Raw genomic sequence first — 21,966 nt, forward strand, 5'->3', positions numbered from 1 at the left:
GCTGGCCATTTGGCTGGCCCTTTTTTGTTGGAGTGCGCCTTGACGAACGGGCCGGCACCAGACCTGATGGGGTCGGTGATCCATCAACGGTGGGACGAAAAACCGATGCAAACCAAGGCACAAGATCGCAGCCGCTGGTGGATACTTGGCGCGATGGGGGCCATTCTTGGCGTCATATTGCTGGATGAAACAGTCGTCAGTGTCGCGTTGCCCACCATCCGGGCCGAACTAAATCTGTCGCGGTTGGATGCGCATTGGGTGGTCAATATTTACCTTTTGGTGTTGGCCTGTTTTGCCGGCGCTGCGGGACGATTGGGCGACATTTTGGGCATCCGGGTTTTGCTGAGCGTGGGCCTTTTAATCTTTGGTCTATCCTCAGCGTTGGGAGGGTTTGCCGAGAGCGGCCTGGCGCTGCTGACGGCCCGCGCGGTTCAGGGCGTTGGTGCTGCGCTGATCTTTCCCTTGTCGATGGTGGTGCTGATCCAGTCCTTCGATGAAAAGGAACGCGGTCTTGCCCTTGGTCTGTACGGCGGCATCGGAACAGTCTTTCTGTCACTCGGGCCACTGGTCGGAGGCATATTGACCGAATACTTGTCGCGGCGCTGGATTTTCTGGGTCAACCCGCCAATTGTATTGGCTGTTGCCGCGATTGCCTGGGCCTACTGGCGTGATCCACCACACCAGCCTGTACTTGGGTTTGACTGGAAGGGTCTGTTGCTGCTGGTGCCGGGTCTGGCTGCGCTGGTGTTCGGGATCATGGAGGGGCCAGATCGGGGCTGGACCCAGCCCGAGGTGATTATGGCGCTTCTTGCAGGCTTCGTAGCGCTGGCCCTATTTGTCCGGGTCGAACAACGCATTCAAACGCCACTGATTGCAATATCACTATTTGCAAAGCCGGGTTTCGCGGCCTCGAACATGATCCTGTTCACTGCGCAGTTCGGCAAGATTGCCCTGTTTGTGTTCGGCGCGTCGTATTTTCAAACCAAACTTGGCTTTTCACCGCTGGCCGCCGGTGCCGCCCTTTTGCCAATCGCGTTTCCGCAGATCTTCGTGGCCCCATTGGCCGGTAAGGTGGCCGACAGGTTTGGCACGCGCGGCCCATCGCTGACGGGCACAGCGTTGGGGACACTGGCCATCGTGCTGGTTGCGTTGGGAATGCATCTGGAAGTCACGGCGCCGATCTTCGCTGGCTATGTTTTGTGGGGGTGTTGCGTACCGTTCCTGTTTGTCCCGCCCCGACGGACCATCATGCTTGCCGTGCCACAGGATCTGCACGGGCAGGCCAGCGGGATATCCATGACGTTTCAACTGTTGGGTGGCACGGTCGGCATGGCCTTGGGCAGTTCCGTCTATGCCCTCAGCAACTCATACACCATGGTATTTGGCTTTGTGGCAGGCTTCGCAGCCTGCGTTCTGGCCTATTCTTATGCCTCGCTGACCGAGGCGAAAATACCCGGCCGCGCGACTAAGTGACGGCGCGGCCGGGGTTGGTTTAATGACCGGTCAAAACCAACGTATTCACCGGCATCAGGATCAGACGCAGGCGCAGGCCCGCAGCGTGAACAACGCCGATCGTGTCGATCACATGCAGCGTTGCAGATTTCCAGAAACCCAAATCCTCATGCTCTAGCCGTTCGTGGTTGTCGGTATAGACATTGGCCAGACAGTTGCTGCCCGGCGGGATGTCATCGGCCATGCTTTTATAAAGCGGCTCCATATACACCAGGATTGATCCGGGATTGGTATTGGCCTGCACATCCCGCAGCTCATCCGAAGGGCGAATTTGGCCCGAGGGGATAACATCCTGCACCTCAACCACGACCATCGGGATCACGGTGAACGGCTTGGTCATACAACCCAGCTCTCCGATCATTCCTGGCTTGATAACCTGAGCGGACATTTGGTTGAAAGCGGCCTGAAACCGATCATGGCCCGAGTGTGACGGCACCAAGATACCTGCCGGACGCAACAGAGGGCTGACATAGTCGCCGACCTGCAGGCCAAACTGTTCAATCCGGCCAGTGACCCCGGCGCTGATCAGGGTTTTGTCCAGCTCGGTCAGGGCAGCGTCCAGCTGAGCGTTGGCGCTGGCCAGTTGAGCGGGGATCAACTCCTCGATCTGCTGCACGACTGCTGCGCGCTGTGACTCGGCGGCCCGCAATTGTGCCTCACGCTCGGCCACCAGGTTTTCCAGCCGGTCAATCTCGGCCAGACGCACGGCGCTGGACCCTTCGTCCCGCAGCGTGGTGTTGCGTTCAAGATCCTCAAGCGACTGATCCAACGCAGCGCGTGCCCCGGCGATGCCAGCCTCAGCCTCAGCCAGATCGGTCTGCGCCACCCTGAGCGATGCCTGAACCTGCGCTATATCGGCGTGCGCGGCCTCGACCATGGCTCTCTGTGTGAAATCCTCGATCCGGAAGATCGGCTGCCCCGCTGTCACGAGTTCATTGTTTTTCACATAGACCTCGGATACGCGACCACCCAGTTGTGGCAGGATCGTCACGGTGCGGAAATACGAGGCCGCCGTCTTGCTCGCCGGATGAAAGTAGAACAGCGTGGTGATCACGGTCAGCGCCAGAATCGCACAGGTGGTCAGACCCCAGCGCAGTTCGTACCACATGGTAAACAGGGTAATCTCATGCCCGATCCGCTTACCCTGCACGTAGCGTCGAAACAGGTAGTCGGGCAGCACCGTCACCAGCGCGCACATCAATGTCTCAAGCATATTCTAATGCTCCTGCTGCGCGGTGGGTTCGGTGGGTTGGGCCGGTGCGGGGCCTTCGGGGCGTTGATTGCCCAAAGATCGGATTGCATCCGCAATAGCTCTGAGTGGAGCGGCCACATCGGGGAACTGGAACCCAGCCACCAGAATGGCGGCGACCCAGAACAACCCGTTATGGGTGAACAGCGCCAGCAAGGCCAGTATCCCGACCAACTGGAACTGAGGGTGGTTGGATTCGTGCGCTATCTTTTCGGGGATCGAATGCAGGGTGAAATATCCAACCCCGATCAGAACAATCACCAAAACGGTAAACACAAACATGAACGTTAAAAGAAAATCACTGCCGTCCGCCTGGGTCACGTAGGACGGAATATGCCCCGTGGCCATCGGGTGTAGATCTGCGGTACTCACCCTGCCCTCCTGTTATTGCTTGTTACTTCTTTGGATGGGTTGATGCGCAAATTCAAGCCTGCTTAGAGTTCCAGACAGGTTAGGACGATCGGTTTCGCCATAATAGGTACGCGGTGAAAAGGGGACATATGATTGATTTTCTTGTCATAGGCGGCGGTATCGCCGGTCTGAGCGCCGGGGCACGCCTGTCATATCACGGTCGGGTAACTGTACTCGAGGCTGAGGATGCGTTGGGCTATCACGCGTCTGGCCGGTCCGCCGCGTTGTTCGAGGAAAACTATGGTCCGCCCTCCGTCGTTGCGCTGAACAGGGCCAGTGCCGCTTTTATGCGAGCTGAAAACGGCGGGTATCTGACGCCCCGCGATCTGATGTTGGTTGGTCGTAAGGATCAGGCCGATGTCTTTGAACGGGACGTCCATGATCTGAATATGCAGGTGATCCCAACGGCGCAGGCGCTGGCACGTGTGCCAATCCTGAACCCCGACACTCTTGGGTTCGCAGCGCTTAGCAGTGGAGCATTTGATATCGACACGGACAGGTTGTTGCAGGATTTCGCCCGCACCGTTCGCGGCAATGGCGGTGCAGTAGTGACCAAGGCCAGGGTCACCGCCATTCGCAAGGATGGGCGCTGGTTCGTCGAGGCTGGGGAAGTCTATGAAGCCCGCATCCTGATCAATGCTGCCGGCCCTTGGGTTGACGAGATCGCCGTGATGGCGGGGATTGCACCAATCGGAATAATTCCGAAACGCAGGTCGATGGCGCGGCTGCCTGCCCCCGGCGGGCATGACCTGAGCGGCTGGCCGATGATGTTGGGCGCGGGTGAGACATGGTATGCCAAGCCCGATGCAGGCAAACTGTTGGTTTCCCCGTGCGAGGCCGACCCCGTACCACCGCAGGATGCCTACGCCGATGACATGGTGTTGGCTGAGGGGCTGGCCCGGTACGAAGAGATGGTGACCGAACCCGTCACCCGGGTTGAGGTAAACTGGGCAGGGCTACGCAGCTTCGCGCCGGATGGAACTTTGGTATTGGGGCCCGATCCGTCTGATCCGTCCTTTGTCTGGTCTGCGGGTCAGGGGGGCTATGGGTTCCAGACCTCTCCGGCGGCTTCGCAACTGGTTGCTGATCTGACAACCGGCGCGACATCTGAACTGGACCCTGAAATCATTGCTGCCTTCAGCCCGAAAAGGTTGCGTCGATGAGCAAAAGAACCCTCCCCTCCAACGCCAGCGTTGCCACCGAAGGTCAGGACGGGCGGCTTGTCGCCCCTGCCGCGACCCGCAATGCCGAAGCTTTGTGTGACCTACTGGCTCAATGGACCCCCAAGGCAGGCCGGGCGCTGGAAATTGCCAGCGGCACCGGCCAGCATGTCAGCGCATTCGCCCAGTGCCTGCCAAACCTCATCTGGCAACCGACCGAAGTCGAGGTCGAGCGGATAACCAGCATCAAAGCCTATGCTGCCGATCTGCCCAACGTTGTGGACGCAGTGGCTTTGGACGCCACAGCGCAAGGTTGGCACACCGAGTTCGTCGGTCAGGACCTGATCGTCCTGATCAATCTGGTGCATCTGATCAGCTGGCCGGAAACACAAATGCTGGTGACCGAAACCGCGCAGGCGTTGGCCCCCAAGGGGCGGTTTATCCTGTACGGACCATTCAAACGTTCGGGGCAATTGACCAGCGATGGCGACCAACGCTTTCACGATGCTCTGGTCCAGCAAGACGCTGAGATCGGGTATAAAAATGATGAAGACATTGCCGCGTTGATGCGCGCCCAGAACCTGACCGTCGTCGGGATGGTCGAGATGCCTGCGAACAATCTGGCCTTTATCGCAGAAAAGCCCGGCCAATAGTAAAACAGGCGGCACCTTCGCGCCGCCTGTTCTCTGTCCGGGTTAACCGTCCTTGCGGATGGTTTCGTTTTTCGGATCGTAGGGGCTGTCGCAGGTCACGACCGCATCCCAAAGCTTGTCCTGAATTTTGACCTTCAGCTTGGTGCCTTCGACTGCCATTTCAGGTTTCACGTAGCCCATACCGATGGATTTTTCGAACGCCACCGAGTAGCCGCCTGAAGTCAGACGGCCCACACGCTCGCCTTCTGGCGTGTACAGCGCCTCGCGGCCCCACGGGTCGGCATCGTCCGGTCCGTCGATCAACAAAGTGCAGCACTTCACACGCACGCCGGTTTCTTCCAGCTTGGCCTTGCCGTGGAAGTCCTTTGACAGGTCGACAAAACGCGGCAGGTCAGCTTCCAGCGGGGTCGCGTCGCGGCCCAGTTCGGTTCCAAAGGCGCGATAGGATTTCTCCTGACGCAACCAGTTCTGGGCGCGCGCGCCAACCAGCTTCATACCGTGCTTCTCACCCGCTTTTTCCAGCAAGTCGAACAGGTAGTTCTGCATCTCGATCGGGTGGTGCAGTTCCCAGCCCAGTTCACCGGTATAGGCCACTCGGATCGCGTTGACCGGGCACATGCCCAGTTCGATCTGACGGGCCGACAGCCACGGGAAACGCTTGTTGGACAGCGCGGTTTCCGGATCGGCGTCCTTGATGACCTCTTTCAGAACGTCACGCGACTTGGGTCCGGCGATGGCAAAAACGCCCCACTGCGTGGTCACGTCCTGGATTTCGATATAGCCGAACTCATCCATCTTGTCCTCAGCCGCCTTACGCAGATAGTCGGCGTCATACTCGGTCCAGGCGCCGGCTGAAACGATGTAATAGTTATTCTCGCCATTGCGGACGATGGTGTATTCGGTTCGGGTGGTGCCATGCGAGGTCAGCGCGTAGGTCAGGTTGATACGACCAACTTTGGGCAGCTTGTTGCAGGTGAACCAGTCCAGAAACTGGGTAGCACCGGGGCCTTTGACGACATGCTTGGTAAACGCGGACGCGTCGACCAGACCCACGCCTTCACGGATCGCTTTGGCCTCTTCGACGGCGTATTGCCACCAGCCACCACGACGGAACGAACGGCTTTCCTTATCAAAGTTATCTGGCGCATCGGTGGGACCGAAGTAGTTCGGACGTTCCCATCCGTTAACCCAACCGAACTGCGCGCCGCGTGCTTTCTGACGGTCGTAGGCCGGAACAGTCCGCAGCGGACGGCAGGCTTCACGCTCTTCATCCGGGTGGTGCAGGATGTAGACGTGCTCATAGCATTCTTCGTTCTTGCGGGCCGCGAACTCGGTGGTCATCCAGTTACTGCTGTAGCGTTTGGGGTCCAGCGAGGCCATGTCGATCTCGGCTTCGCCATCCACCATCATCTGTGCCAGATAGTAGCCGGTGCCGCCTGCAGCCGTGATACCAAAGCTGAAACCCTCAGCCAGCCACATGTTGCGTAGGCCCGGAGCCGGACCAACCAGTGGGTTGCCGTCGGGGGTATAGCAGATCGGGCCGTTGAAATCGTCTTTCAGACCAGACTCGGCGCAGGACGGCACGCGTTCGGCCATCGCCATGTACTGATCAGCAATCCGGTCCAGATCCAGCGGGAACAGGTCCGCGCGAAAACTGTCCGGAACGCCGTGTTCGAACTGCGCAGGCGCGCCGTGTTCGTAAATACCCAGAATCCAGCCGCCACGTTCCTCGCGGGCGTAAGATTCGTTGTCAGCATCACGGACAACAGGGTGTTCGGGGTTGCCAGCTTCGCGCCATTTGACCAGCTCGGGGTCTTTGTCCATGACGATAAAGGTGTGCTCGACCGGGATCGCAGGCATTTTGATGCCCAGCATCTTGGCCGTGCGCTGCGCGTGGTTTCCGGAAGCGGTGACGACATGCTCGGCGGTGATAACAACCTGCTCATCCGAAGGAATGAGGTTGCCGCCCTTCTCGACCATCTTAGTGCAGGTGACTTCCCAGTGGGTACCGTTCCAGTGGAACGCATCGGCTTGCATCTTGCGGACGATATCGACGCCGCGTTGACGGGCGCCTTTGGCCATCGCCTGCGTCACGTCGGCCGGGTTAATGTAACCATCTTCAGTGTGGTAGATCGCACCCTTCAGGTCCGACGTCTCGATCAGCGGCCAGCGTTCCTTGATCTGGTCCGGGGTCAGCCATTCATATGCAACGTCGCAGGTCTCGGCGGTGGACGCATACAGCATGTATTCGTCCATACGTTCTTGCGTTTGGGCCATGCGCAGGTTGCCGACCACAGCAAACCCTGCGTTCAGACCGGTTTCTTCCTCAAGCGTCTTGTAGAAGTCGACCGAGTACTTGTGGATGTGAGTTGTCGCGTAGGACATGTTGAACAACGGCAGCAGGCCAGCGGCGTGCCAGGTCGAGCCGGACGTCAGCTCATCCCGTTCAATCAACATCACATCATCCCAACCCGCTTTGGCCAGATGATAGGCAATCGAGGTCCCAACGGCGCCGCCGCCAACAACCAATGCTTTGACTTGGGTTTTCATAACCGGGCGTCTCCCCTTGAATTCAGTTGACACCATATGGCGCATTTGAAGCACCCGGCGCGACATTCATCCGACCAGTGAGAGAAAAAAAACGACCCGCTACCGTAAACAGACTGCGGAATCATCGTGATTGGCGTTATTGCGCCGAGGCTGAACACCGCTTGATGCTGCCAACCTGCGCGCAGGACGTCCCTAACCCGCCCTTATGCACGCGCACTGGTTGCGAGGTTTTTTTCGGGGCCGGTTTCACTGCCGTATCCTTGTACTTGGGCGCGGCAAAGGCTGGCAGCTTGTTTTTCAGCCTGTTGAAAAACCCCGATCCTTTGGCCTGGTCCTCTTCTGCCAAAGCCGCCTGGCGCTGATCAGAGTCCAACAGCAGTTTTTGCGCCCGACCATATCCGATTTGCAGGATGTCCTGATTTTCGAATACCTCACCCCCGGTAATATCCATGATGCCATCGCTGTTGAAATCCGACGCCGTCATCGAATTGACCATCATCGCCGTGACATCCAGATTCTTGAGCTTTTCATCGGTGATCTTTTCCTGAACCAACTGCATTTCCTTATACAGCTGATCCATCTTTTCGGCGACCTCTGGCTGGCGGTCTTGCTGGACCGAAACACCCTGCCCCACCACAAGCGACGGATAAGTCAGTAAAGTGTTAAGGGCGGCATAATCGACGGCCTCCAAAAGCTCTAGAATCGTGGCGTCATCGGCATTAGTGCCCATCCGGATCACAACCTCTTCGTCAATCCCGATCCGCCCGATGATCCTGCGATAATCCACCGCTTCGGTGGGATTGGTCAGGTCCTGAGTGATTTCCATGAATGCGACACCGTCAATCACCGCAAAACCCTGTTTGATCGCGGTATGCGACATGAAATTTTGCTGCCGCGAAAGGGCCATGCCCGCCAGCGAGTTACGCGCCGATTTAGGTTTGAGGCTGATGTCGAACCAGACGACCTCATCACCTTTGGCATATACCAGCCCGGTTTCGCTCAGCTTGCGCGCGATCCCTTTCTTGCCGCCTTTCACCAGACGCATCAGTTCAGCCGTACCAGATACCGAACTGATCAGGGGGATCGGGGCATAATTCGAAAGCACCGTATCGACGGGCGCGCTGTCCATCTGGGTCAGCTCAAATTGTGCCCATCCGGCGCTGGCTGCTGGCAGATAAGACTTGGCCCCGGCTTTCCAGCGTTTTTTCCGGTTACGTTCGACGGCTTTGGCCTCACGCTCTTCCTGTTGTTGCGCAAAACGGTGCTTGATCGATTCGACATAACCACTGACGGACAAAGTGCCTTCGTGCTTTTTGCCCTGTTGGTAATAATCAAGGCCCACAATAGTCGATATTACGACCACCATAAAACCAAAAATCCGCAAAATGCCCATCTGAGATTCCAAAATCAATCGCTGCTCATTTTTGCGAAAGATAGAATGGAATTTGGGCAGCCTTGTGGCTTTCAGCCCGAAATTTTAACGATGGTCGAAATCTGCATTCGACAGGATTTTACCAGGGTTCATGATGTTGTCCGGGTCGAGTGCTTTTTTGATTGCATCCATATAGCTGACTGCCGCGCCCAGTTCCTTGATCAGATAGGGTCGCTTGCCCTGCCCGATTCCATGCTCACCGGTACACGTGCCCTCCATCGAGATGGCCAGATCGTTCAGCCAACCGACAAACCCATCCGCCCGCGCCACCTCATCGGCGTTGTCCATGTCGATCAACAGCAGAGTGTGAAAATTCCCGTCCCCCACATGCCCCACGATCGGTGCCATCAGGCTCAGTTCCTTGGCCTTGTCCCGGGTCGTGGTGACGCATTCCGCCAGGCGCGAGATCGGAACGCAGACATCGGTGGAAATCCCCCGCGCACCGGGGCGCAATTGCAGACTGGCCCAGTACATATCGTGCCGGGCCTGCCACAGCCTGTTGCGCTCTTCCGTTGTTGAGGTGGCGGCGAAATCCATAACACCGAACTCTTCAGCGATCTGACCAAAGGTTTCGGCCTGCTCAACTGTGCCGGATTCCGATCCGTGGAATTCCAACAGCAGCAAAGGCGTTTCCGGCAGGCTAAGCCCAGAATAGGCGTTGGCTGCCTTGACTGACAGTTCGTCCAACAGCTCGATCCGGGCCACGGGCACGCCGTATTGGATCGTCATCATCACCGCCTGACAGGCCGCATCAACAGTTGGAAAGGAGCACCGGGCCGAGGTGATCGCCTCGGGGATGCCCTGCAGGCGCAGGGTGAGTTCGGTGATTATGCCCAGCGTGCCCTCGGCCCCAATCAGCAAGCGGGTCAGGTCATACCCGGCCGAGGATTTCCGTGCCCTGTGGCCGGTGCGAATGATCTGACCATCGGGCATGACCGCTTCAAGGCTGAGGATATTGTCCTTCATCGTGCCATAGCGCACCGCGTTGGTGCCCGAGGCCCGCGTTGCCGCCATCCCGCCCAGCGATGCATTGGCACCGGGGTCAATGGGAAAGAACAGGCCCTGATCGCGCAGATGGGTATTCAGGTCTTCGCGCGTCACACCCGGCTGCACAACGCAATCCAGATCACCTGCATGCACGGCCAGCACCTGATTCATCTGGCTCAAGTCGACCGAGATACCACCCGCCGGGGCGTTCACATGCCCTTCCAGCGATGTGCCGGTGCCAAAAGCGATCACCGGCACCTTGTGCTGGGCACAGGTTTTGACAATCTCGGATACTTCCGCGGTCGAACGGGGAAAAACCACCGCGTCCGGAGCCTGATTGTTGATCCAGGTTGTCGTGTGGCCATGCTGTTCTCGGACCGACTCGCCAGTTTGCAGGCGATCACCAAACTTCTGCTTTAGAATACTGACAGCCGTTTCAATCCCGGCCTCGTTTCGCGGCAACGCTGCTGCCTGCACCATGTAATTTTCCTTTTATTCGCCCAGCGCGATGCCTTCGCGACGTGGATCAGCGCCACCGGTTAGGACCTCTCCGATCTCGATCGCATGCAGGCCAGACGTCAGATCGCGCGGGTTCACCTCGAACCCCAGCTCGATCAACGGGTCCGAGAACCCTTCGGCTGCGGTGCCTTGTTCCACATCATAGGTGCCAAAGCGATTAACCAGATGCGGCAGTGACAACGCCTGTTGTACATCCATATCCCAATCAGCCCAGGCGATAATCGACTTGGCGACATAGCCAATGATACGGCTTCCACCGGGTGATCCGATGGCCAATACCGGTTTGCCATCTTGCATGACTATCGTCGGGCTCATCGAAGAGCGAGGCCGCTTGCCGGGCTCTAACCGGTTAGCAATCGGAACACCATCGCTGTGGGTTTTGAACGAGAAATCGGTCAGTTCGTTATTCAGCAGGAACCCGTTGGTCATCAACCGTGAGCCGAACCCGTTTTCAATCGTCGTGGTCATCGACAGCACATTGCCATATTGGTCGACAATCGAGATATGCGAGGTCGAGGGCAACTCGAGCGAGACATCATCCGCCCAGTTCGACGCGTGATCGAACTCTGGATTGCCCGGGGTCGCTTCGATCAACGCGCCCTCGCCGCCCAGCAGTTGCCCGCGTTCAGACAGATAGGAGGGTTCGACCAGACCCTGCGTGGGCATCGGCACATAGTCGTGATCGGCCATGTAACGGCCGCGATCCGCAAAGGCCAAACGCGACGCATCGCCGATCAACCGCCAAGCATTCGCATCCTCGGGGCCCATCGCGGTCAGATCATACCCGTCTAGCATGCCAAGGATCTGACCGACCGTCAGCGCCCCGGATGAGGGCGGCCCCATGCCGCAAACCTCATAAACACGATAGGCAGCGCAGACCGGTTCGCGTTCAATCACCTGATACAGCGCCAGATCTACGCCGGACAGAACTCCGGGATTTCCGGGCGCTCCGCGCACCGTGCTGACGATGCCGGCGGCGATTTCACCGCCGTAGAACCCGGCCGACCCTTCACTGGCCAAAACACGCAACGTGTTCGCATAGTCCAGGTTCATCAGGCGCTGACCTTGCTGCAAAGGCGTACCACCGGGCAGGAAGTATTCAGCCGTCACAGGAAAACGCGATAACCTCTCAGCATCTGCCTCGACCAAAGTGGCCAATCGCGGAGATACAAGGAACCCTTCATCCGCCAGCGTGATGCCATCCTGAAACAGGCTGGGCCACGGGCTGCGACCCCAACGCCGGTGCGCCTCTTCCAGCAACGCTGGCGTACCGGGCGTACCGACTGACAGCCCCCCCACCACGGCATCGTAGAACTGCAAGGGCTCACCATTCTCATTGTGGAATAGGCGGTGGTTCGCTTCCAGCGGAGCCGTCTCGCGCCCATCCAGCGTGGTCAACTTGCCAGTTGCCGCGTCGTACCAAACCAGAAACGCGCCGCCACCAAGGCCCGAGGATTGAGGCTCGACCAACCCCAGCACGACCTGCACCGCGACCATGGCATCCGCCGCAGACCCTCCGGCCCGCAGAACCTTGGCTCCAGCCTCAACGGCCAACGGGTTTGCCGCAGCAACCATCCAGTTCTGCGAAGTCACGGGCTGACCGGCCAACTTCGCCTCAAGCGAGGCAATCACTTCGTCGGTCAGGCCCTGAACCTGCCCGTCCGAGGCACCCTCGGGTGCTACCGCATCCGCTGTTTCCTGCGCAAAGGACGCCCCGCCAAAGGTCAATGCCGTCACAAACAATCCTGATATCAGATTTCGTCGCATCGTATCCTCCTGAAAAATTGTTCCTTGGGCGCGGGTGCGTCACAACATGGATGGCACAACCTGATCCGGCGGGCGGTGCCCGTCTTCGAAGGTCTTGATATTAATAATGACTTTCTCGCCCATCTCGATCCGCCCTTCCAGCGTGGCTGATCCCATATGAGGCAGCAAAACGACATTGGGCAATTGCCGCAAACGCGGGTTCACCTGTGTGCCATGTTCGTAGACATCCAGCCCCGCGCCTGCGATATCACCCGATCGGATCAGGCGTGTGAGCGCATTCTCGTCAATCACTTCACCCCGAGAGGTGTTGATAACTACCGCCGAGGGCTTCAGCAACTTTAACCGACGCGCGTTCATCAGATGAAAAGTAGACGGGGTCGACGGGCAGTGAATTGAAAGAACATCCATCCGAGCGACCATCTGGTCTAGGCTTTCCCAATAGGTGGCTTCCAACTCGTCTTCGACCTCAGGGCGTAGGCGACGACGATTGTGGTAATGCACCTGCATTCCAAAGACACGGGCACGGCGGGCCACGGCCTGGCCGATCCGACCCATGCCCAGAATGCCAAGGCGACGTCCACCGATCCGCCCACCCAACAGTGCGGTCGGCGCCCAGCCGGTCCAATCCCCGCGTTGCATCACACCAACCCCTTCGGGAAAACGCCGCGTGACCGCAAGAATCAATGCCATGGTCATATCGGCCGTATCGTCTGTCAGCACACCGGGGGTGTTGGAAACAAGAATGCCCCTCTGTCGCGCCGTCGACACATCAATATTGTCGACACCGGCCCCGTAATTGGCGATCAAGCGCAGGTTTTCGCCCGCCTGCCCCAGCAAACCGCCATCAATTGTGTCGGTCACCGTTGGAACAAGGACATCTGCACTCTGAACTGCTGCGACCAGCTCTTCGCGCGACATGGGGGTGTCATCCTCGCGCAGCTGGACGTCGAACAACTCGCTCAGTCTGGTTTCCACTGCCTCGGGCAACCGTCGCGTTACAACAACACTCAGACGTTCTCTTGGCACTTTCGCCCTCCCATCGCTTTGCAAACCTTCGCGCGCCATGGCATCGTGGCGCAGGATAAGGCGGGGCACAAGAACCCCAACGCATTGAGACGACCTTTTTTCGGAACCAAATCAACAGGCACAAGAGCAGGCAGTCAGTGAGTGGTTTTCTATCGGTAAAACGCCGCCTTCTGGTGGTTTTGTCCGTATTTCTGTTTGTGCTGGGCACTTTGGCTGCCAGCGCACAGGATGCCCGCGGCCCTGTGACCAACCTGCCATTGCCAAGATATGTTTCGATGAAAGCCGCCGAGGGCAATGTTCGGCGTGGTCCTTCGTTAACACATCGAATCGACTGGGTGTTCAAACGGCGCGGCATGCCGCTGCAAATCACGGCTGAATACGGCAATTGGCGCAAGGTTCAGGACCGTGACGGTGCCGGCGGGTGGGTTCACTATGCCCTACTGTCCGGCGTGCGGACCGTATTGATCGAATCCGAAATGCTGCCTGTCTATGCCAGCCCCGACCCAAATGCGCAGATCAGTGCCCAATTCGAATCCGGGGTGGTGGCGCGCCTAGGCAGTTGCAGCCTGGACTGGTGCCAAATCTCGGCTGGCGGTTACCGCGGCTGGGCCCGGAAATCGAGCCTATGGGGAGTCGACCCCTCTGAAATCCGCGAGTAACGGGGGCGACCGCAGCCGCCCCGTCGCCTATTCCGTAGCCTGGGTGGGTCGCGTGCCCATATCCTTGTCCAACAGCAACAGGTTCCACCGATCGCCATTGGCCGCCTTGGTCTTGTCGAGAATCTTGCCAAACAAGTCTTCTTCTTCGTTCTGCTCGGCCAAAAACCAGTTCAGCATGTTTTGCGTGCTGTACTCCTTGACCCCGTGCGCCAGTTCAAACAGCGCATTGATCTGACCTGTGACCTTTTCCTCGTTGGCAAGCGCATATTCCAGCGCCTCGACCGGCGAGTCATAGTCCATCTTGGGTGTGTCGATGCCTTCCAGTTCGATTCTCCCGCCACGCTGTGCCACAAAATCGAAGATACGCATGGCATGTGTTTGTTCTTCAACCGAGTGACTACGGAACCATTGCGCGAATCCTGGCAGATCCTGCGATTCAAAATATGCGGCCATCGCAAGGTAGGTGTAGGATGCCTGAAGTTCACTGTTGATTTGACGGTTCAGTGCTTCTGCGACATTCGGGTTCAGCTTCATCTTCGTCTCCTGTGACACGGGGTACCGGTTCATTTGCATTGCTACGTATTTTCAAGGAATCCCGCAACCCAGTTTCTTATTTTTATAATTTAATTTCAATATTTTAGATGTCGATCCCTGCAAATGAAAGGCGTTTGCAAATCCGGGGCGAATTTCCGGGTCAATGTATTTCCCAGCTTCAAAACGCCGCTCAGAACGTGAGTGAAAGACCCTCCGCCCTTCGAACACAGTGGCCGTGTTCAACACTTTCAGACCTTTCCCATAGGCTTTGTGACCAATAAATCCTTTTCCAGATAGGCAATCCATGACCGGAAATTTCGCCAATTTGGATCGTCGGGAGCGTGGAAAAAAATTTTTGCTCCAAGTCAGTTTTTTTCACTCGAAAGCCCTTGAACCCTCCAACCAACAATCGTAGACAGCGCCTCACCGTTGGGGTGTAGCCAAGTGGTAAGGCAGCGGTTTTTGGTACCGTGTATCGTAGGTTCGAATCCTACCACCCCAGCCACTTTTTCTCTTAGTGTGCCATCCGGTATGAATCGCGACTTGTCCGGTTAGAAAACCAACTTTTGCCGGGCTAGAACGCAATCTTCAACAAATTCGGCGGATTTGGTAGTGGGCTCTCGGCCTAGTTTGCTGATTTGTTCATTTCCAAGAACCACCGCGGCACATGCTGCCAAGGGACTAAAAAGTCGGTAATTAGCGCGGAAAGTGTGCATTCGCCGCTCCGCAGCGAGGATTTCCGGAGATCGAGGAAGCGGACCTTCGCCCCCACGAACCCGGGTTGGTACTGTTTCGGGACGGTTCTTCAGGGAGGCGAACGTTCGCTGCCAATGCACAGAAATCCGCTCGTTCTTCCGAATGCAGACATTACTGGCCGGAAATGCCAGACTGACTTTTAGCTGCCGAAAGCCGCTGAAAGCTCCGAAACTCTTCGGATATACGAAGTTGACCGCATAGATTGTTCTTAAACCGCGACAGCAAAGGATCACAGCAGGTTTTAGCGGTCCATCCCAAGACGTCTAACCTCAATATTGAAATTTCCACAAACTGGGTTTTTAGTTCTTCTGTGCGCGAAACCTAAGCCACACCGGAAAGGTGAAAAACTGCGGTAACGCCTAATTTCCCAGGTACACGACCTATTCCAACGACACCCAAAGAACCTGCGCGTCTTCTTCACTGGTCGACACACAGCCATGCCCCATGCTGCTGTCATAATACAGTGAATCACCCGCTTTCATCGGCAGAGGGCGGTAGTGTTCCGAGATGAAAATCAACTCGCCGCTCAGCACGTACATGAATTCTTCGCCCGAATGTCGGATCCAGGGGTCAAACTCAGAGATATCGCGGGCCCGTATCGTGGCCACATAGGGCAGCATGCGTTTGCTTGTCAGATCCGAACACAGCAATTCGTGCAAATAGGTGGCGGTTTCCCGGAACTCACCCTGCCCGTTAGCGGTATAGTCCCGCCGACCGTTTATGCCTGACTGACCCGATTGAAGAAAAAGTTGCGGAGGGTTCATATCCAGCGCCTGTGTCAACCGCCGCACGATCTCAAAGCTGGGTTTGGTTTGATTGTTTTCGATCTTCGACAGGGTCGATCGCCCGATACCTGCCGCACGCCCGGCCTCTTCCAGAGTCCAGCCCTTTTCCCGTCGCGCGTCGCGGATGGAACGCCCCAAGGCCGCCCCTTCATCCAGTTCTTCAGGTGTAACCCCTTCGTTTCTTTGGTCTTCGCCCATGAAAATCTCCCCGTTCTTTCCAGCTTACATATTCCCTTAGTCGCACGCAACTTCACGAATAAGAGATTTATGTTGCCTTAAGGGAATCAATTCCACTATAGGAAACATAGTTTCGAACCGGAGATTCGAAATCAGAGGAGATGACCATGTTCAAAACGTCGCTTACACAGGCCGATCCGACCATTGCTGCATCGATTGCACGCGAGGGCGCCCGTCAGGCCGAACAGATCGAACTGATCGCATCTGAAAACATCGTCTCTCAGGCTGTGATTGACGCTCAGGGCTCGGTTCTGACCAACAAATATGCCGAGGGGTATCCCGGCCGCCGCTATTATGGCGGATGTGAATATGTGGATGAGGTCGAGCAGGAAGCCATCGACCGGTTGAAGCAGCTGTTTGGCTGCGAATTTGCGAATGTGCAGCCCCATTCGGGCGCCCAGGCCAATGGCGCGGTCAAGCTAGCGCTGCTCAGCCCCGGTGACACCATTCTGGGCATGTCGTTGGACGCGGGCGGCCACCTGACCCATGGCGCGAAACCGGCGCAATCCGGCAAATGGTTCCGTCCGATCCAATATGGTCTGACCGATGCAGGGCTGATCGACTATGATCAGGTCGAAGCACTGGCCAAGGCCGAAAAGCCCCAACTGATCATTGCAGGCGCGTCGGCTTATTCGCAAAAAATCGACTTTGCCCGTTTCCGCGCGATTGCGGATGAGGTTGGCGCCTGGTTGCTAGCCGACATGGCGCATATCGCCGGTCTGGTTGCAACCGGCCTGCACCCTTCTCCCGTCGGGCACGCTCATATCGTGACATCGACCACGCATAAAACCCTGCGCGGTCCGCGCGGTGGCATCATCCTGACAAATGACGAAGCGCTGGCGAAAAAGATCAACTCAGCCGTATTCCCCGGTTTGCAAGGCGGCCCGCTGATGCATGTGATCGCCGGTAAGGCCGTCGCTTTCGGTGAGGCTCTGAAACCCGAATTCAAAGAGTACATGCAGCGCGTGGTCGACAGTGCCTCGGCTCTGGCCAACGTTATGATGGCACGTGGCTGCGACATCGTCTCGGGCGGCACGGAAAACCACCTGATGCTGGTGGATCTGCGCCCGGTTGGCGTAACCGGTAAAGACGCCGAAGCCGCGCTGGAACGCGCTGGCTTTACCTGCAACAAAAACAGCGTGCCCGGTGACCCCGAGAAACCCACCATCACCAGCGGTATTCGTCTGGGTACTGCGGCCGGTTGCAGCCGGGGCTTTGGCCCCGAGGAATTCAAGCAGATCGGCCATCTGATCGGTGACGTTCTGGACGCGCTGGCGCAGAACCCGGGCGGAGACGAAGCCGTTGAAAAAGCAACCCGTGAAAAAGTGCGCGCCCTGTGCGCAAGCCACCCGATCTACTGAAAGTTAGCGTCATGACCTACGATCTGATTGTCATCGGGGGCGGACCTGGCGGCTATGTCGCTGCGATCCGCGCGGCTCAGCTGGGACTGAAAGTGGCCTGCGTCGAAGGGCGCGGGGCACTTGGCGGGACCTGTCTGAATGTGGGGTGCATCCCCTCCAAAGCGTTGCTGACCTCCTCGGCCAAGTATGCCGAACTTGCACATCTCTCCTCCCACGGCATTGCGGTCGAGGGGGCCAGCATCGACGTACCCGCGATGATGGGGCGTAAGGACAAGATCGTAGGCGACCTGACCAAAGGCATCGCGTTTCTGTTCAAGAAAAACGGGGTCGACCATATCGATGGCTGGGCCAGCATCCCCTCTGCCGGACAGGTCAAGGTCGGCGATGATGTCTATCAAGCGAAAAACATTCTGATCGCCACCGGCTCGGAACCGACCTCGCTGCCGGGGATCGAGATCGACGAGCAGGACATCCTCAGTTCGACCGGTGCGATTGCATTGGAGAGCGTACCGGACCATCTGGTCGTGATCGGCGCAGGTGTGATTGGGCTGGAACTGGGGCAGGTTTGGTCCCGTCTGGGCGCAAAGGTTACCGTGGTCGAGTATCTGGACCGCGTTCTACCCGGCATTGATGGTGAAATCGCCAAGCTGGCACAACGCGCACTGTCCAAGCGCGGGTTGAAATTCCAGCTGGGTCGTGCGCTGAAAACGGTCGAAAAGACCGATACCGGTCTGGTGCTGACCGTTGATCGCGTCGGCAAAGACAAAGAAGAAGTGATCGAGGCTGATAAGGTCCTGATCGCTGTGGGCCGCCGCCCTGTCACCCGTGGGCTGGGCCTGGAGGAGCTGGGCGTTACAGTAAGTCAGCGCGGCTTCATCGAGGTGGATGGGACGTTCCAGACCTCGGTTCCCGGCATTTACGCCATCGGCGACTGCGTGCCCGGTCCGATGCTGGCGCACAAGGCCGAAGAAGACGGCGTCGCCTGCGTGGAAACTCTCGCAGGACAAGCTGGCCATGTCGATTACAACACCGTGCCGGGGGTCGTGTATACCGACCCCGAGGTCGCTTCGGTCGGTCTGACCGAAGAAGCGCTGAAAGAGGCTGGCACCGAGTATTCGGTTGGCAAGTTCGCCTTCATGGCCAACTCGCGCGCCCGTTCGACCGGCGACACCGACGGCGCAGTCAAGGTTCTGGCGGACCCAAGCGGCAAAATCCTGGGCGCCCACATCTGTGGCGCCCACGGAGGAGACCTGATTGCCGAGTTGGTTCTGGCCATGACCAAAGGCGCAACCGTCGCCGAGGTCGCTGCCACTTGTCATGCACACCCAGCCATGGGCGAGGCGGTCAAAGAAGCCTGCCTTGACGCCATGGGCCGCGCAATCCACGCCTAAGAGGGACCTGCCAGATGACCATCCAGCTTCGCCCCCGCCACCCTGAAAAGGCCAAGAAGGCAGACAGTGTCATCCCGCGTAAGCCCAAGTGGATTCGCAAGAAAAAGGGCGACAGCGCCGAGTATTACGAAACCCGTCGTCTGATGCGCGAGCACAATCTGGCGACCGTCTGCGAAGAGGCCGCCTGCCCCAATATCGGCGAATGCTGGTCCAAACGTCACGCCACCATGATGATCATGGGCGAGATCTGCACCCGCGGTTGCTCCTTCTGCAACGTGGCCACGGGACGTCCCGATGCATTGGACGCATTTGAACCGGGCCGCGTCGCAGCGGCGGTCAAAAAGCTGGGCCTGCGCCATGTGGTGATCACATCCGTGGACCGGGACGATCTGGCTGATGGCGGGGCCGAACATATCGCTCAGACCATTAGGGCCGTTCGCCACCAAAACCCAGGCACAACGGTCGAGGTTCTTACCCCCGATTTTCTAGGTAAAGGCGACGCGGCGGATGTCCTGTTCCAGGCTGCCCCAGACGTCTTCAACCACAATTTGGAAACCGTTCCACACCTGTATCCGTCCGTTCGCCCCGGCGCGCGCTACTATACCTCGCTGCGGCTGCTGGACGATGCCAAGCGCGCCAACCCCGAGATCTTCACCAAATCCGGCTTGATGGTCGGGTTGGGAGAATCCCTGAACGATGTTCGCCAGGTGATGGATGATCTGCGCGCGGCTCAGGTCGATTTCCTGACGGTCGGGCAATACCTGCAACCGACCGCGAAACACCACCCGATTGATCGTTTTTGGTCTCCGGACGAATTCGCCCAACTGGAGCAAATCGCGCGCTCCAAGGGCTTTCTGCACGTGTCAGCAACCCCGCTGACCCGTTCGTCGTTCCATGCGGACGAAGACTTTGCCGCCCTCAAGCAAGCCCGCCAACGGGCTATCGCCAACGGGGCATAATCCAAACGCAAATGGGAGGGAAACCATGGAAGCGTTAAATTCAATCGTAGGGGCCATCAATGGCGTCGTGTGGGGGCCGCTCATGCTGGTTCTCATTCTTGGCGTCGGCTTCTTCTTGCAGGTGGGGCTGAAATTCATGCCGATCCTGCGCATCGGCACTGGCTTTAAGCTGTTGTTCGCAGGCCGCGAAGGTCAGGGTGACGGTCAGATCAGCCCGTTCAACGCGCTGATGACGTCGCTGTCGGCGACCATCGGTACGGGTAACATCGCCGGTGTGGCCACTGCTGTCTTCCTGGGCGGTCCGGGTGCTTTGTTCTGGATGTGGATGACCGCCCTGGTGGGCATGGCCACCAAATATGCCGAAGCTGTCTGCGCGGTAAAATATCGTGAGAAAGATGAGCTGGGCAACTTCGTCGGCGGCCCGATGTATTACATCAAAAATGGCCTCGGCGCGAAATGGGCCTGGCTGGGCGTTGCCTTTGCTCTGTTCGGCGCAATCGCGGCCTTCGGCATCGGTAACGGCGTACAGGCCAACGGTGTGGCACAGGTTCTGGAATCGAACTTCGGTGTGAATACTTCGGTCACCGGTATTGTTTTGATGGTCTTGACCGCAGCCGTCATCCTGGGTGGCATCACCCGCATCGGTGCCGTCGCAGGTAAACTGGTTCCGGCCATGGCGATCGCTTACATCGTCGCTGGCCTGTTGGTTCTGATCATCAACATTGGCGAAATCGGTAACGCCCTGTCGCTGGTCTTCACCTACGCCTTCACCCCATCTGCCGCTGAAGGCGGTTTTGCAGGTGCAGCTGTCTGGGCCGCCATCCGCTTTGGTGTGGCACGTGGCGTGTTCTCGAACGAAGCCGGTCTGGGTTCCGCTCCGATTGCACACGCAGCAGCCGAGACCAAAGGTCCGGTCAATCAGGGCCTGATCGCGATGCTGGGTACATTCATCGACACTATCATCGTCTGCTCGATCACCGGTCTGGCTATCATCTCGACAGGTGCATGGACCTCGGGTGAGTCGGGCGCGGCTCTGACCTCGCTGGCATTTGCAACCTCGCTTCCGGGCGGTGGTCACCTGATCGCAATCGCTCTGTCGATCTTTGCCTTCACCACCATCCTTGGCTGGTCGTTCTATGGCGAGAAATGTGTTGAGTTCCTGCTGGGCGTCAAATCCCTGCTGCCCTACCGCATCCTTTGGATCGTTGCGATCTATTTCGGTGCGACTGCAGATCTGGGCTTTGTCTGGCTGCTGGCGGATACGCTGAACGCCATGATGGCCATCCCGAACCTGATCGCTCTGGCATTGCTGAGCCCGATCGTCTTCAAACTGACGAAAGAGTTCTTTGCCTCGAACGGCCAGTCCGAAGAACCGGGTGGCTCACCTGCCGAATAACTTCGGCACTGACAAAAAAACGGGGGGCCAACCCGGCCCCCCGCCTTTGAAACAAATTTTCTATCTCGAGGAGAGACGTGATGGCCACGAAAATCCTGCTGCCGATTGATCACACTGACGACCGCTCGTGGAAACTGGCTTTGCCGGTCGCTTTGGAACAGGCAAAATTCTATGGTGCCGAACTGCACACGGTCGCCGTCATCCCCGAGATCATCCAGTTGCCGAACCTACCCGCCAACTATGGCGCAGGCGCCAAAGACCACGTGCGGGGTGCGGTTCAGGCCATACTGGATCACGCCAATGCCTCTGATGTGCCGGTGCATGTCGAAGAAGGCAGCGTCTACCGCGAAATTCTGAAGCTTGCCTATAAGGACGGCTTTGATCTGATCGTCATGGCGTCGACCAAAGGCGATTTCCCGAACTATGAGATTGGCCCGAACCTGGCCCGTGTTGTGCGCAACGCGCATTGCACCGTCATGGTTGTCCGTGACCAGTCCCGTTGATTGAAAGGCTACAGCTATGACTGACTTAAAACGCACTCCTCTCTACGATCTCCATGTTGAGTTGGGAGGCAAGCTGGTTGATTTTGCGGGTTGGGAGATGCCTGTTCAGTATCCGCTGG

General features: G+C 57.9%; 18 protein-coding genes and 1 tRNA gene. 10 read left to right on the plus strand and 9 right to left on the minus strand.

The window, feature by feature from the left end; genetic code table 11:
• The first annotated feature begins 39 nt into the window (after positions 1 to 39).
• Positions 40 to 1,473 carry an MFS transporter gene (locus ACR0AL_RS07740; protein ID WP_480662507.1) on the plus strand — a complete coding sequence of 478 codons (1,434 nt, stop codon included), beginning with the start codon at positions 40 to 42 and terminating at the stop codon, positions 1,471 to 1,473.
• Positions 1,474 to 1,492: 19 nt separating this feature from the next.
• Here ACR0AL_RS07740 and ACR0AL_RS07745 read toward each other — a convergent pair whose 3' ends face one another.
• Both ACR0AL_RS07745 and ACR0AL_RS07750 read right to left on the minus strand, forming a co-directional pair.
• On the minus strand, positions 1,493 to 2,725 hold the full coding sequence (locus ACR0AL_RS07745; protein ID WP_480662509.1) for an HlyD family secretion protein: 1,233 nt from the start codon (positions 2,723 to 2,725) through the stop codon (positions 1,493 to 1,495).
• 3 nt (positions 2,726 to 2,728) lie between these two features.
• Positions 2,729 to 3,109, minus strand: coding sequence for a hypothetical protein (locus ACR0AL_RS07750; protein ID WP_170349334.1), 381 nt, complete (start codon positions 3,107 to 3,109; stop codon positions 2,729 to 2,731).
• A 152-nt stretch (positions 3,110 to 3,261) separates the two neighbouring features.
• Between ACR0AL_RS07750 and ACR0AL_RS07755 the strand changes: the two genes are divergently transcribed.
• A complete protein-coding gene (locus ACR0AL_RS07755) occupies positions 3,262 to 4,335 on the plus strand; it encodes an NAD(P)/FAD-dependent oxidoreductase (protein WP_480662511.1) in 1,074 nt (357 codons plus the stop codon).
• Positions 4,332 to 4,985 carry a DUF938 domain-containing protein gene (locus tag ACR0AL_RS07760; RefSeq protein WP_170347782.1) on the plus strand — a complete coding sequence of 218 codons (654 nt, stop codon included), beginning with the start codon at positions 4,332 to 4,334 and terminating at the stop codon, positions 4,983 to 4,985. The genes ACR0AL_RS07755 and ACR0AL_RS07760 overlap by 4 nt, the downstream gene beginning before the upstream one ends.
• Before the next feature lie 42 nt (positions 4,986 to 5,027).
• Here ACR0AL_RS07760 and ACR0AL_RS07765 read toward each other — a convergent pair whose 3' ends face one another.
• From ACR0AL_RS07765 to ACR0AL_RS07785, 5 genes are all read right to left on the minus strand, one after another.
• Positions 5,028 to 7,535: a GcvT family protein gene (locus ACR0AL_RS07765; protein ID WP_170347781.1), complete on the minus strand. Its 2,508-nt coding sequence runs from the start codon at positions 7,533 to 7,535 to the stop codon at positions 5,028 to 5,030.
• A gap of 136 nt (positions 7,536 to 7,671) precedes the next feature.
• The gene (locus tag ACR0AL_RS07770; protein ID WP_480662513.1) at positions 7,672 to 8,946 is read right to left on the minus strand and encodes a hypothetical protein; all 1,275 of its coding nucleotides are present in this window, start codon (positions 8,944 to 8,946) and stop codon (positions 7,672 to 7,674) included.
• A gap of 66 nt (positions 8,947 to 9,012) precedes the next feature.
• Positions 9,013 to 10,434 carry an FAD-binding oxidoreductase gene (locus ACR0AL_RS07775; protein WP_480662515.1) on the minus strand — a complete coding sequence of 474 codons (1,422 nt, stop codon included), beginning with the start codon at positions 10,432 to 10,434 and terminating at the stop codon, positions 9,013 to 9,015.
• A 12-nt stretch (positions 10,435 to 10,446) separates the two neighbouring features.
• Positions 10,447 to 12,240, minus strand: coding sequence for a gamma-glutamyltransferase (gene ggt, locus ACR0AL_RS07780; RefSeq protein WP_480662517.1), 1,794 nt, complete (start codon positions 12,238 to 12,240; stop codon positions 10,447 to 10,449).
• 39 nt (positions 12,241 to 12,279) lie between these two features.
• Positions 12,280 to 13,266 (minus strand): 2-hydroxyacid dehydrogenase, encoded by a 987-nt coding sequence (locus ACR0AL_RS07785; RefSeq protein ID WP_170349330.1) that lies wholly within the window; start codon positions 13,264 to 13,266, stop codon positions 12,280 to 12,282.
• A 170-nt stretch (positions 13,267 to 13,436) separates the two neighbouring features.
• Here ACR0AL_RS07785 and ACR0AL_RS07790 point away from each other — a divergent pair, with 170 nt between their 5' ends.
• Positions 13,437 to 13,925: an SH3 domain-containing protein gene (locus ACR0AL_RS07790; RefSeq protein ID WP_425081164.1), complete on the plus strand. Its 489-nt coding sequence runs from the start codon at positions 13,437 to 13,439 to the stop codon at positions 13,923 to 13,925.
• A gap of 27 nt (positions 13,926 to 13,952) precedes the next feature.
• Here ACR0AL_RS07790 and ACR0AL_RS07795 read toward each other — a convergent pair whose 3' ends face one another.
• The gene (locus ACR0AL_RS07795; protein ID WP_170360615.1) at positions 13,953 to 14,459 is read right to left on the minus strand and encodes a ferritin; all 507 of its coding nucleotides are present in this window, start codon (positions 14,457 to 14,459) and stop codon (positions 13,953 to 13,955) included.
• A gap of 430 nt (positions 14,460 to 14,889) precedes the next feature.
• Between ACR0AL_RS07795 and ACR0AL_RS07800 the strand changes: the two genes are divergently transcribed.
• Positions 14,890 to 14,964: transfer RNA gene (locus ACR0AL_RS07800), tRNA-Gln, on the plus strand.
• Positions 14,965 to 15,595: 631 nt separating this feature from the next.
• Here ACR0AL_RS07800 and ACR0AL_RS07805 read toward each other — a convergent pair.
• On the minus strand, positions 15,596 to 16,198 hold the full coding sequence (locus ACR0AL_RS07805; protein WP_480662519.1) for a helix-turn-helix domain-containing protein: 603 nt from the start codon (positions 16,196 to 16,198) through the stop codon (positions 15,596 to 15,598).
• Positions 16,199 to 16,344: 146 nt separating this feature from the next.
• Between ACR0AL_RS07805 and glyA the strand changes: the two genes are divergently transcribed.
• From glyA to ACR0AL_RS07830, 5 genes are all read left to right on the plus strand, one after another.
• Complete coding sequence (gene glyA, locus ACR0AL_RS07810; protein ID WP_480645944.1) at positions 16,345 to 17,598, plus strand: serine hydroxymethyltransferase; 1,254 nt, start codon at positions 16,345 to 16,347, stop codon at positions 17,596 to 17,598.
• Positions 17,599 to 17,609: 11 nt separating this feature from the next.
• Positions 17,610 to 18,989, plus strand: a complete 1,380-nt coding sequence (lpdA, locus tag ACR0AL_RS07815; RefSeq protein ID WP_425081143.1) for a dihydrolipoyl dehydrogenase — start codon at positions 17,610 to 17,612, stop codon at positions 18,987 to 18,989.
• Positions 18,990 to 19,003: 14 nt separating this feature from the next.
• Positions 19,004 to 19,948 (plus strand): lipoyl synthase, encoded by a 945-nt coding sequence (lipA, locus tag ACR0AL_RS07820; RefSeq protein ID WP_480662521.1) that lies wholly within the window; start codon positions 19,004 to 19,006, stop codon positions 19,946 to 19,948.
• Between the two features lie 25 nt (positions 19,949 to 19,973).
• On the plus strand, positions 19,974 to 21,344 hold the full coding sequence (locus ACR0AL_RS07825; RefSeq protein ID WP_170347763.1) for an alanine/glycine:cation symporter family protein: 1,371 nt from the start codon (positions 19,974 to 19,976) through the stop codon (positions 21,342 to 21,344).
• Positions 21,345 to 21,424: 80 nt separating this feature from the next.
• A complete protein-coding gene (locus ACR0AL_RS07830) occupies positions 21,425 to 21,847 on the plus strand; it encodes a universal stress protein (protein WP_170347762.1) in 423 nt (140 codons plus the stop codon).
• Positions 21,848 to 21,966: the final 119 nt, after the last annotated feature.

Source organism: Ruegeria sp. BB1, assembly GCF_056539465.1.